We start from the raw sequence: 11,921 nt of genomic DNA, 5'->3' as shown, positions 1-11,921 counted from the left end.
GGACCTGGCAACGGAGCCGATCAACCGCAGCGCGGTTCGGTTGCCAAAACCCGCATTAGATCAACCCCGGCAGCGGCCATCTCTGGCATACTGCCGCTCTGTTTCGCAGTCAGAACCGGCTCCCCCATGAAAGGATTCAATCCGTTTTCGCGTATCTCGGCGTCCCCTACCCGCCCTGTCAGTCAGGCGTCGTCCAGCGCCAGCTTCGATGTAGCTGCGCTGGTCAACGGACCATTCGGTGACCCCGAGCAGTCAGGTACTGTACCCGCGCTCGAGTTGGCCGAAAAGCTGCGCCAGGCCTACTTCTGGATCGTCAACCACGCAGTGATCAGCCCGCACTACGACGTTGAGTACAACCTCTCGCCGCCGCAGCCCATCCACTTCGGTGACAGCCAAACACCACTTTATCTGCCGACCGACCAGAGCTACTCCAGCTTTATCCTGCTGCCGATTCTGACCTTTGCCGCCCGTCGCAAGTGCCTGTTCATCGGCGGCCCCGGTCGCGGCAAGACCGCCTCCGCACTCCTCATGGGTCTGCTCGCGGGGTACAGCCCCAAGCAGGTACGCCGCGCGATGCAGCACGGCCATCCACAGATGACAGTTGCCGACCTGCTCGGCAACCCGATGCCGATGGACATCATGAAAGCGGATCAGCAGTCGGACATTCGCATCAGTTGGCGCAGCTGGCTGGACATGCGTGTAAAGATCGTTGACGAGTACAACCGCATCCCGACGCGCACCCAAAGCGCGCTGCTTACGGTAATGGGCGACAACTACGCCGAGATGTTCAACCAGATTCACGAGTGCCCGCCGGCGGCCTGGTACCTGACCGCCAACGATGACCAGGGCGGCGGTACCTACCCGGTTATCGAAGCCTTGAAAGACCGGATCGACGTGGTGGTGCAAGCGCTGCCGTTCAACCCACGTTTTCTGGATGAACTGCTGATACGTATCGAGGAAGGGGTCGACCCGGCGGACTGTTTGCCAGAGGTGCTGCAGTTCAGCGAGGCCGAGATGGCGCAAATGGAGACAGACATCCGCGCGGTTACCCTGCCGGCGGACCTGCGCCAGCGGCTGGAGTTTTTCGCCAGCCAATTTGAGTTCAGCGAGTATTCCGGGCAACAGTTCGAATACAAGAGCAAGGACACCTCGCGCCTGGCTGGCGTTGCCCGTCACCAGTTGGCCATGCTCGAGAACGGTCGCGATCGGCTTGCCGATCTGGGCTGCCAGACCCGCAACGGCCTTTCGGTTCGCAGCCTGATGTCATTGATCGTCTTCGCCAAGGCGATGGCGTATTTTCGCGGCAACCGCGAGGTCGAGTTGAACGACCTGACTCAGGTGCTGCCTTTCGTGCTGCACTCGCACCTATTTGCCGACGAAGATGCGCCGTTCTTTCAACAGCCGGAGAATGCCGCTTTCCTCAGCGACAAGATCGGCTGGCTGCGTCATTTGTTCCAGCTCAGCTGTCGTGAGTTCGAACGCCAGGGTCGCCACCGGAGCGACGATGTCGCCGCGCTCAAGGCTGAGCTGGATGAAGGGTTGGAAGGGCTTTCGCTCAAGGACTGTCGCAAGCGCCTGCAACGCATCGAGCGCACGCTGCAACAACTGGCCAGCGGCAACAAGTTGTCCGGCGCAGTACACGACGACGCCATGACGCTGAAATACCTGCACCAGCGCTACAGCAACTACCTGCGCTGGCTGACGACTCAGGGCTGACATGCGCTCCGAATGGCTCGCACAGTATCTGTTAAAACAGGCTGACACGCTCAACCAGAGCTATCGCCTGGCTCGTCAGGGCGACCAGGCCGAGTTCGCCCGCTGCTTCAGCGGCTTTCTGCTCGACGCGCTCGACCCACTGATGGCAGCCTTGGACCATTGGCCCTCAGTGAACAAGGCAGGGCTCACAGAAGTAACCTACCAGGCAGGGCTGACGCTGGTGCAACGGGGCTGGCTGGCAGCACAGCAGCGCGACCTGACCCTTGCCCTGTTTACCCGCGTGCTGCCGCAGTGGCTAGCGCCCTATCCGGCGGATGCGCCGCAGCTGCTGGTGCAACTGCTCAATACGTTGTCGCATCTGCCGACAGCAGCGCAGCGCAGTAACCTGCTGAGCCAATGGCAATGCTGCCGCCCTACCCCGGCCGCCGCCCCAGATTATCTGCTGATACTCGGCTGGATGGCCGGGCTGCCCGAGTTTCGCACGGCAGCGGTCGCCGCCCTCAGCCGTCAACCTGCGCTGGTGGCGCAATTGCAACTGGGCGCGCCGGAGCACTTTGCCCATCCCTGGTGGCGAGGCCCAGAACGTGGCTGGCAAACCGAACCGGTTGCCTTAGGCGCGGCAACCTGGCTGGGCGGCGAATTCAGTGAGTTACCGGTGTTGCTGATGGCCGGCGGGCACACCCTGATCCAGGCCGGCGACGACTGCTGGCAACTGCACGTCGATACCTGGGGGCATAAATTGCTGCCGCACTCGCCGGAGCAGGCAACGCCAGTGCCAACGCAGGACCTGCTGCAGCTCCCGGCCGCACTGGGCACGCCCTGGCGCAGCTACGATCAGGTACGACAGTGTCTGGAGCGCCGCCACGAGTGGGTCGTCAGCTTTCACAACAGCTATCGCCTGATGATCATCCCGAAAACCAGGGACCACTCATGAGCGCCGATCCGCAACTGGCCCATTGGCAGGCACAATGGCAGCAAGCTCTGCTGCTCTGGAGCGACCATCTGCAGCTGCAAGAGCCCCTGTGGCTGTTCGATGTCGAAGCGGCCGAAGCCGCGGGCCTGACCGAGAGCTTTGCCGCCATTCGCCTCACCTCACAGCGGGTGATGGTGAACCTGCAGGAAATCACCGAGCGCAGGCTGGACGACTACGCACTGGAAGTACTGGCACATGAGATCGGCCACCACGTTTATGCCCCTGCCAACATGACGCAACACCTGCAGCTATTGGCCGTCATCCGCCAGTCACTGCCCGGCAGCGAGCAACTCGCCCCCCTGGTCGCCAACCTGTATACCGATCTGCTGATCAATCACCACCTGCAGCGGCATACCCCGTGTCAGATGGAGGCCATCTACCTGCGCCTCAAACCGGCCAGCGCCACACCGCTATGGCAGCTGTATATGCGCATTTACGAACGCCTGTGGCAGTTGCCAGCAGAAACCCTGACTTCTGCCCCACTCGGCAACTCAGAGGAAGGCGACGCCTGGCTGGGTAGTCGCATTATCAAGGTCTACGGCAAGGACTGGCTGACCGGCGCCAGCCGTTTCGCCACCCTGCTGTTGCGCTACCTGCAGGATGACGAACAAGCGGCAAATGACGCCTTCGGTGTGCTGGCCGACACCGCTGACGCCGGCAACGGTCACACCGGCACCAGTGTGCCATCGCTACCGGCCATCGACGTGCTGCATCCTAGCCAAGACCCAGAGTTGAGCGAGCAGACGCCGGGCGCACCCGTAACCGACAGCGCTTGCAATGCGGTCGCAGCCAAGCGCTCCCCCGGGCAGTCGCTGGAGCCACAGGAATACTATGAAGTGCTGCGCGCCGCCGGCGTCGATATCTCCCGGCACGATGCCACGGTCAACTATTACCGCGACGCCGTACGCCCCTACCTGCTGCCGTTTCCTGCCAAATCAACACCTGCCCCCAGCGAACCCGAGCGTGAAGGCACGGCGCTCTGGGAACCGGGTGACGACCCCGGCGAACTCGACTGGTTTGCAACCCTGCTGGCCGGCGCGGATCCCATCCCCGGCGTCACCACCCACAAGGCGGTGTACAGCGTCGACACTAGCGAACAACCACGACAGCAGGTCTGCGATCTGGACCTGTACGTGGACAGCTCCGGTTCCATGCCCAATCCGCAGTATCAACTGTCCTATCCGGCACTGGCCGGTGTATTGCTCTGCATATCAGCACTGCGCGCCGGCGCCCAGGTGCAGGTCACGCTGTGGAGCGGGCCGCGCCAGTGTCTGAGCACCGATGGTTTCATTCGCGATGAGGCCGGCGCGCTGCGCGTTCTGACCGGCTTCTTTGGAGGCTCGACCAGCTTCCCGCTGAAGCTGCTGCGCGAAACCTACGATCAGCCACGCCAAACGCCGACACAGGTTGTGGTGCTGTCAGACGATGGCGTCAGTTCCATGTTCTCCGAGGATGAGCGCGGCACCGCGGGTGCCGAGATCAGTGCACGTACGCTGCGTCACTGCGGCGGTGCGGGTCACTGGGTGCTCGACCTGCCGATGGAGCTGGACAGCCAGACCGGGCACGCCTGGCTGCAGGATGCCTATGAGAAGATGCGACTGGGCAGGGATCAAGGCTGGCAGGTCCATCGCGTCAACGGGCTTGAGCCCATGCTCAGCTTCGCCCGGCACTTTGCCCGACAATACTATCAGGCCAGTGAATCCACCTCGCAGCGAGCGGCCCGCCCATGAGCAATCTGCAGTCCGGCCCGTCCATGCACTACCTGCACCAGCGCTTGCTGGCCTACCCCGCTGGCCAGGCACCCGCCGGACAGAGCCTCATCGCCCTACTGAACGATCTGCTCGTACGGCTGGAACCCGCAGTCACAACGGCAACGCTGCTGCCGATTTACTCACTGCCCCTGTGGGACGACCCCGAGGGTCACGACCGAGCGGACACGCTGTTGCTGATGGTCTGGTTGCTGGCAGATGATGCCTTTTGCGAGCTGACGCTGTACGCCGATGAAATCATCAGCCTGCTGGCGTCAAGTAACCAACTGATGGATACCACGCATCCCAACCTGGATGACGAAGACCAGCGTGAAGAACTTATCCGCCTGACCCTCAACGGCCTGCGCCTGAAACCACAGAACGAAACCGACCAGCAGGCGCAGGATCGCTTGCTGATGGTCAGCTCCAGCGAACGGGCACGGGTCGTGGCAGCCTCCAGAGCCGCCGAAGAGCGCGCCGAAGCCATTCGCAAGGCACTGGCAGAAAAGCGCGCACGCGAAGCGGCAGACAAGTACACCCGCGAATGACCAGTCAGACTACAGACCTCGCCCCCTGGCTCGATACCCGGCGACTGCCAAACTTGAGCGTGCGCGCCGCAGAACGGCTGCAGCGCTGCTTGCAACACCCTGCTGCGCCGTCTTTGAGCGGTCGCAGCGGACACCATCTGGACGCCGTTGCGCTGTCACAGCTGGCCGCCGACAAACGAGCACTGCAGCACCCGGAAGCAAACTGGCTGGCCGCCTTTCTTGATCGCTGTCGCCGTCAGGTACCGCGCTATCGCGACTATCCGTGGCACCAACCGCTCGAAGCGCTACCCTGCACATCCCGCCAGGATCTGAGCTGCGAGATCGCAACGTTTGTACCAGACGACATCGACCCGCGACAGCTGATCGTGTTTGAAACCAGCGGCACCACCGGGCACCCGCTGCGCGTGCCTTCCCTACCGCTGGTAGCGGCGCGTTACCACTGCTTTCACGAACGGATTGTCGGCTGGCACGGGATCGACCTGCAGAGCTTGCCCGGCGACACCGGCGTGATGCTGGTCGGCGATCAGCAGCGTTGCTTCACCTACGCATCGGTCTTGCCCTATTGGGACGACAAGGTGCTGCTGAAGCTGAACATGAACCCTGCCGACTGGCCGAGCGCTGAGGCCCGCGGGCGCTATCTGGATCAAGTCAAACCGCTGCTGATGACCGGGGACCCGCGCAGCCTGAGCACTCTGCTGAACATCGAGTTCGCCCACCGCCCCGCAGCCATCCTGTCAACCTCCATGACATTGCTGCAGGGCCTGAAGGACCGGCTGACCAGTCGCTTTGAGTGCCCGGTCATCAATCTGTATTCGATGAACGAGGCCGGACCGATAGCCGCCGATGACGGCAGCGGCCACGGTCTGCGGCTGATCCAAAACACACTCAAGGTCGAGCTGCTCAACCGCCAGGGGCGTCCCGTCGCCGCCGGCGAGCGCGGCGAAATCACCCTGACCGGCGGCTTCAACCCGTGCCTGCCGCTGCTGCGCTATCGCACCGGCGATTACGCCTGCCTGTATGAAAGCGCTGAGGGCCACCGCTACCTGCAACAGCTCGATGGCCGCCCGCCAGTGCGCTTCCATGCCGCCGGCCGTTGGCTCAACAATGTCGACATCACGCACCTGATGCAGCCGTTCGAGCTGGCCCAGTATCAACTGCATCAACAGGCCGACGGCTCGCTGATAGTGCGCCTGCGCGGTCACACCGACGAGCCGGCCCTGCGCCAGGCTCTGCTCGACACCTTTGGTATCGACTGCGACATTCGCTTCGCCCCCTTTCCGCTCGATGCCGACAAACTCATTCAATACACCAGCGATTACCCCGGAGCCCACGACGGATGAGCAGCCTTACTCTGCTGGAATACAGCGCGAATGCCTTCTTTCTGATCAGCGTATTCCTCGCTGCTCGCAACCACCGACACACCTGGACACTGGGTATCGTCGGCTGCGTGCTGTTTGCCATCCTGTTCTTTCAGGTCCAGCTGTATGCGGACGCGACCTTGATGCTCTTTTACATCTGCACCAGCATAATCGGCTGGCGGCAGTGGCAGCGCGGCGCCAGCGCCGAAGCCATCAGCAGAAGCTCGTGGCCGCAATTGGCCCTGTACCTGCTGGCGGCCGTCGCGACCCTGCTGGCCTATGGTGCGCTGCTGCACCTGCATACCGATGCCTACGCCCCCTTCGTCGACTCTGCCGTATTGACCTTCAGCGTGACCGCGCAGCTGTTGCTGATGAAGCGTCGGGTTGAAACCTGGTGGTTCTGGCTGATCGTCAACACCATTGCCGTGCCGCTGTACGCTTCCCGTGAGCTGATGCTGACCTCGCTGGTTTACGTCGGTTTCTGGATCAATGCCTGTTACGGGCTCTGGCGCTGGCACCAAGAACTGAGCAAAGCATGTCAAAGCCCTACCGAACCGGCCTAGTCGTCGGCAAGTTTTCGCCACTGCACAGCGGTCATCGATACCTGATCGACACCGCAACAGCGGCTTGCGAGCAGGTACTGCTCCTGAGTTACTCGCGTCCGGAATTTGCTGGCTGCACCAGCGCCCTGCGCCAACAATGGCTCAATGACGGCTGGCCGCAGCATCAGTGCGTGGTGCTCGATGCCGCGCAGGCCTGCCGGCTCGGGCTGGCAATGCCCGACAATGACGCCAGTGACCTGCCGCAGCGCCAATTCTGCGCCGAGCTGATCGACCGCACCCTCGGCGAACCGGTCAACGCGGTGTTCAGCAGCGAAGACTATGGGCAAGGGTTCGCCGACTACCTCGCCGCGCATTGGCAGCGACCGGTTGATTCGGTGCTGGTGGATCGCGAACGCCAGCGCTACCCGATCAGTGGCTCAACCCTGCGCGCCGCACCCGACGCCAACTGGCAGACAGCAGACGTACTGGCAGCCCAGCGCTGTCAACGGATCGCCCTGATTGGCGCCGAGTCGACCGGCAAGACCAGCCTCGGGCAGTGGCTGGCGCAGCACAGGGGCTGGCGCTGGGTCGCTGAATTTGGCCGCCAGCACTGGCAAGACTGCGACGGCGTACTGACATCGGATGATCTGCTGCACATCGCCCGCACCCAGGTCGAACTTGAAGATCAGGCCGTTGCCCTCGCGCTAAACGACGGCCAACCTGCGGTCGTCTGCGATACCACGCCGTTGACCACGCTGATCTATCACCGGTTGCTATTCCCCGAGCCGCCCCCGGATGAGCTGATCGCCCTCGCCGAGCGCCCCTATCACCAACTCTGGCTATGTTCGGCCGATTTTCCGATGGTGCAGGACGGCACCCGCAGCCCGGAGACATTTCGCCAACAACAGCAAGCGCTGTACGCGTCAGAACTGGCCAGCAGGCAACTCAGGCCGATGAGGCTGCAGGGCTCCATAAAGCAACGACGGGCGCGGCTCGCGGCCATGACGCCATCGGACCCACCAAGGGAAAACAACAAAACAGACCGAAAAACGCCGTCCTAGAGAGATCGAAGACTTGAACACCGGCAGCCGATCGCGCTAGTTTGACCCGAACTGAGGGCCGCGCCGGAGCGTATTGACCGGTATCAACACCCTATGCCCGGTATCATATAGAATGGACCTCGTAGCAGCGATCATCCGCGATCTGCCTGCATACAGGATAAGGAATCGTCGTGCAGAAACCTCCCCGCAACCTCGTCCGTGGCCTACTGGCCGTAGCCGCCCTTGCCGCCATTGCTGTCATTGCCTGGCTGGAACTCAAACCTTCCGGGTACGGTGATGGCTTTGCCAGCGGAAACGGCCGCATCGAAGCGACCGAAATCAACGTTGCAACCAAGCTTGGTGGGCGCGTTGCCCGGATTCTGGTAGATGAAGGCGACTTTGTTAACGCCGGTGAACTGCTGGCAGAGATGGACACCAGCACCCTGCAGGCTCAACTGCAGCAGGCGCAGGCCCAGTCGCGCCAAGCCGAAAACGCCATCCAAACTGCTCAGGCTCTGGTCAGCCAGCGTGAGAGCGAGCGCGCCACGGCAGAGGCACTGCTGTCGCAACGCCAGGCGGAATTGAATGCCGCGCAAAAACGCTATGAACGGATCAAGGTACTGGTTCAGCGCAATGCCATGTCGCGCCAGCAACTCGACGACGCGCTCGCCGCGCTCGAGAGCACTCAGGCAGCAGTGGCGTCGGCCCGTGCCCAGATTCAGTCTGCCGAGGCCGGCATTGCTGCCGCACGCTCGCAGGTCATTGGCGCCGAGTCCGCGCTAGATGCCGCCCGCGCAGCGGTAGACCGTATTGCCGCCGACATCAAAGACAGCAGCCTGACCGCAGACCGTCACGCGCGGGTCCAATTCCGTACGGTTGAGCCGGGTGAGGTGCTGGGCGCCGGCGGCCGGGTGCTAAACCTGGTTGACCTTACTGATGTCTACATGACCTTCTTCCTGCCGGAGCGACTGGCTGGACGTGTGGCCATGGGCTCCGACGCCCACATCATCATCGACGCCGCACCGCAATACGTCATTCCCGCTACTGTCAGCTATGTCGCCAGCGTTGCGCAGTTCACACCCAAGTCGGTAGAAACCGAGCGGGAACGGGAAAAGATGATGTTCCGTATCCGTGCCCGTATTGATCCCAAGCTGCTTGAGCAGCACATAGAGCAGGTCAAGACCGGGCTGCCCGGTGTAGCCTGGTTGAAACTGGACGCAGACGCCGACTGGCCGGCGGACCTTGAAGTCAACGTCGGAAACTGAGCATGGACACGCGCGCCCCAGTCGCTCGACTGGAAGGCATCAACCTGAGGTACGGCACGGTAGCCGCACTGGATTCGCTCACCCTCGATTTGCCCGCCGGCTGCATGGTCGGCCTGATCGGCCCCGATGGTGTCGGCAAGTCCAGTCTGCTGTCACTGGTTGCAGGCGCTCGCCGCCTGCAACAGGGAAAGTTGCAGGTGCTGGACGGAGACATGCGCAGCGCAGGGCATAGGCGGCGAGTATGTCCGCGCATCGCCTTCATGCCACAAGGGCTTGGCAAGAACCTCTACCCGACCCTAAGCGTATCGGAGAACCTCGAGTTCTTTGGCCGCCTGTTCAACCAGGACAGGCAGGAGCGCAAGGCCCGGATCAGCGAGCTGCTCGCCAGCACCGGCATGAGTCGCTTTATTGACCGCCCGGCCGGCAAGCTATCTGGCGGCATGAAGCAGAAGCTCGGACTGTGCTGTGCGCTGATTCACGACCCCGACCTGTTGATCCTCGACGAACCGACTACGGGCGTCGACCCGCTGTCTCGCAGCCAGTTCTGGGACCTTATTCGCCGAATCCGTGCTGCGCGGCCGCAGATGAGCGTGCTGATCGCCAGCGCCTACATGGACGAAGCGCAAAACTTCGACTGGTTGGTAGCCATGGACGCCGGCAAAGTACTTGCGACCGGCACACCGCAGGAAATCCTGAAACAGACCGGGTCCAGCAGCCTTGAGCAGGCTTTCGTCGCCCTGCTTCCGGAGGAAAAGCGCCGCCAGCACCAGCAACTGATCATCCCGCCGCGGACCCAGCAGACCGGCATCGCCATCGAGGCCCACAACCTGACCCGCCGCTTTGGCGATTTCGTGGCGGTCGACAAGGTCAACTTCCGTATCGAACGGGGCGAAATATTTGGCTTTCTCGGCTCCAACGGGTGTGGCAAGTCGACGACGATGAAAATGCTCACCGGCCTGCTACCGTTCAGTGAAGGTGAGGCGTCAGTACTCGGCAAACCGGTCGACCCCAATGACATCTCGGTGCGCATGCGCGTTGGCTACATGTCGCAGGCATTCTCGCTGTACAGTGAGTTGACCGTACGTCAAAACCTGGTGCTGCACGCCAAGCTGTATCACCTCTCAGCGGAACAAGGGCCGCTGCGCGTGCATGAGCTACTGGATCAGTTCAATCTGCACGACGTCGCCGACAGCTTGCCAATGGACCTCCCGCTTGGAGTCCGCCAACGACTGTCACTGGCGGTCGCAGTCATCCACAAACCAGAGATTCTGATCCTCGACGAACCGACCTCCGGTGTCGATCCGGTTGCCCGCGACATGTTCTGGGCGCTGCTGGCCAAGCTGTCGCGCGAAGATGGTGTGACCATTTTCATATCCACCCACTTCATGAACGAAGCTGAACGTTGCGACCGCATGTCGCTGATGCACGCGGGGAAGGTACTGGTCAGCGGCGCGCCCGAGGAGCTGCGCAAGCAGCGCGGCAAGGACTCACTGGAAGAAGCCTTCATCGACTGGCTGCGCGAGGCCAGCGGGCCGGACGAGAGCGCACCTGCGGCCGTCAGGCTAACACCACCGGGCGCAAGCGAAGAGCCTGCAAAAGGACCTCGCTTCAGCCTTCGCCGGCTGCTCAGTTACACCCGGCGCGAAACCATGGAACTGCGCCGTGACCCGGTACGGGGCATGCTGGCGCTGGCAGGCAGCGTGTTTCTGATGATCATCATGGGTTACGGCATCAACATGGACGTGGAGAACCTGACCTTTGCCGTGCTGGATCGAGACCAGACGACCTACAGCCAGAACTATGCGCTGGAGCTATCCGGCTCACGTTACTTTATCGAAAAACCGCCGCTGCACAGCCATGCCGAGCTGGATGAGCGCATGCGCGCGGGCGACATTAGCCTGGCATTGGAGATCCCGCCGGGCTTTGGTCGTGATCTGCTGCGCGGCGACAACCCTCAGGTTGCCTACTGGATTGATGGCGCCATGCCGATGCGCGCAGATACCCTCCGCGGTTACGCCCAAGGCATTCATCTGAACTACCTGCTGACGCTCGCTGCCCATCAGCCAACTACCTACAGGACCAGCCTGGTCAACGTCGAAACGCGCTACCGCTACAACCCCGATGTGGAAAGTTTGCCGGCCATGGTTCCTGCGGTCATTCCAATTCTGTTGATGATGATCCCGGCGATGTTGACGGCTCTGGCGGTAGTTCGCGAGAAGGAGCTTGGCTCAATCACCAACTTCTACGTCACACCGGTGAGCAAGCTCGAGTTCCTGCTCGGCAAGCAATTGCCCTACGTTGCACTGGGCTTCGTCAACTTCATCGCCCTGCTGCTGCTAGCCGTATTTGCCTTTGACGTTCCTATCAAGGGCAGCCTCGCCACCCTGCTGCTCGGCGGACTGCTCTATCTCATCTGCGCAACCGGTCTCGGCCTGCTGGTATCGTCACTGCTGAAGAGCCAGATTGCGGCCATTTTCGGCACGGCGATCGCAACCCTGATTCCGGCCATCCAGTTTTCCGGGATGTTGCACCCGGTATCAGCCATGGAGGGGGCCGGTGCATTGATCGGCCAGCTCTACCCGACGACGCACTTTCTGATCATCACCCGCGGCGTCTTTTCAAAGGCGCTGGGGTTTGCGGATCTGCACAGTTATTTCATCCCGCTGCTGGTGTCCATCCCGGTACTGACGCTTGCCAGTATCGCGGGCCTGAGAAAGCAGGAGAAATGACA

Annotated in this window: 9 protein-coding genes; all 9 read left to right on the top strand. The window is 62.1% G+C overall.

Annotation, left to right across the window (positions count from 1 at the left end):
• Positions 1–126: 126 nt before the first annotated feature.
• Positions 127–1,716: an AAA family ATPase gene (locus C1949_RS10615; protein ID WP_104738461.1), complete on the top strand. Its 1,590-nt coding sequence runs from the start codon at positions 127–129 to the stop codon at positions 1,714–1,716.
• 1 nt (position 1,717) lies between these two features.
• On the top strand, positions 1,718–2,650 hold the full coding sequence (locus tag C1949_RS10610) for a hypothetical protein (RefSeq protein WP_104738460.1): 933 nt from the start codon (positions 1,718–1,720) through the stop codon (positions 2,648–2,650).
• Positions 2,647–4,419, top strand: coding sequence for a hypothetical protein (locus tag C1949_RS10605; protein ID WP_104738459.1), 1,773 nt, complete (start codon positions 2,647–2,649; stop codon positions 4,417–4,419). The genes C1949_RS10610 and C1949_RS10605 overlap by 4 nt, the downstream gene beginning before the upstream one ends.
• Positions 4,416–4,985, top strand: coding sequence for a hypothetical protein (locus tag C1949_RS10600; RefSeq protein WP_104738458.1), 570 nt, complete (start codon positions 4,416–4,418; stop codon positions 4,983–4,985). Before C1949_RS10605 ends, C1949_RS10600 begins: the two co-directional genes overlap by 4 nt.
• On the top strand, positions 4,982–6,325 hold the full coding sequence (locus tag C1949_RS10595) for a phenylacetate--CoA ligase family protein (protein WP_104738457.1): 1,344 nt from the start codon (positions 4,982–4,984) through the stop codon (positions 6,323–6,325). The genes C1949_RS10600 and C1949_RS10595 overlap by 4 nt, the downstream gene beginning before the upstream one ends.
• Positions 6,322–6,906 (top strand): nicotinamide riboside transporter PnuC, encoded by a 585-nt coding sequence (gene pnuC, locus C1949_RS10590; RefSeq protein WP_104738456.1) that lies wholly within the window; start codon positions 6,322–6,324, stop codon positions 6,904–6,906. Before C1949_RS10595 ends, pnuC begins: the two co-directional genes overlap by 4 nt.
• The gene (locus C1949_RS10585; RefSeq protein ID WP_104738455.1) at positions 6,879–7,946 is read left to right on the top strand and encodes an AAA family ATPase; all 1,068 of its coding nucleotides are present in this window, start codon (positions 6,879–6,881) and stop codon (positions 7,944–7,946) included. Before pnuC ends, C1949_RS10585 begins: the two co-directional genes overlap by 28 nt.
• A gap of 170 nt (positions 7,947–8,116) precedes the next feature.
• A complete protein-coding gene (locus tag C1949_RS10580; protein ID WP_104738454.1) occupies positions 8,117–9,190 on the top strand; it encodes an HlyD family secretion protein in 1,074 nt (357 codons plus the stop codon).
• A gap of 2 nt (positions 9,191–9,192) precedes the next feature.
• Positions 9,193–11,919, top strand: a complete 2,727-nt coding sequence (rbbA, locus tag C1949_RS10575) for a ribosome-associated ATPase/putative transporter RbbA (protein WP_104738453.1) — start codon at positions 9,193–9,195, stop codon at positions 11,917–11,919.
• Positions 11,920–11,921 lie beyond the last annotated feature (2 nt).

It is taken from the genome of Halopseudomonas oceani, assembly GCF_002903165.1.
Classification (GTDB): Bacteria; Pseudomonadota; Gammaproteobacteria; order Pseudomonadales; family Pseudomonadaceae; genus Halopseudomonas; species Halopseudomonas oceani.
This window is presented reverse-complemented; position numbering and strand designations above follow the sequence as displayed.

Bases quoted from the DNA above. Each gene is read 5' to 3' on its own strand.
- C1949_RS10615 (WP_104738461.1), top strand. From the start codon at position 127: ATGAAAGGATTCAATCCGTTTTCGCGTATCTCGGCGTCCCCTACCCGC.
- C1949_RS10610 (WP_104738460.1), top strand. From the start codon at position 1,718: ATGCGCTCCGAATGGCTCGCACAGTATCTGTTAAAACAGGCTGACACG.
- C1949_RS10605 (WP_104738459.1), top strand. From the start codon at position 2,647: ATGAGCGCCGATCCGCAACTGGCCCATTGGCAGGCACAATGGCAGCAA.
- C1949_RS10600 (WP_104738458.1), top strand. From the start codon at position 4,416: ATGAGCAATCTGCAGTCCGGCCCGTCCATGCACTACCTGCACCAGCGC.
- C1949_RS10595 (WP_104738457.1), top strand. From the start codon at position 4,982: ATGACCAGTCAGACTACAGACCTCGCCCCCTGGCTCGATACCCGGCGA.
- pnuC (WP_104738456.1), top strand. From the start codon at position 6,322: ATGAGCAGCCTTACTCTGCTGGAATACAGCGCGAATGCCTTCTTTCTG.
- C1949_RS10585 (WP_104738455.1), top strand. From the start codon at position 6,879: ATGTCAAAGCCCTACCGAACCGGCCTAGTCGTCGGCAAGTTTTCGCCA.
- rbbA (WP_104738453.1), top strand. From the start codon at position 9,193: ATGGACACGCGCGCCCCAGTCGCTCGACTGGAAGGCATCAACCTGAGG.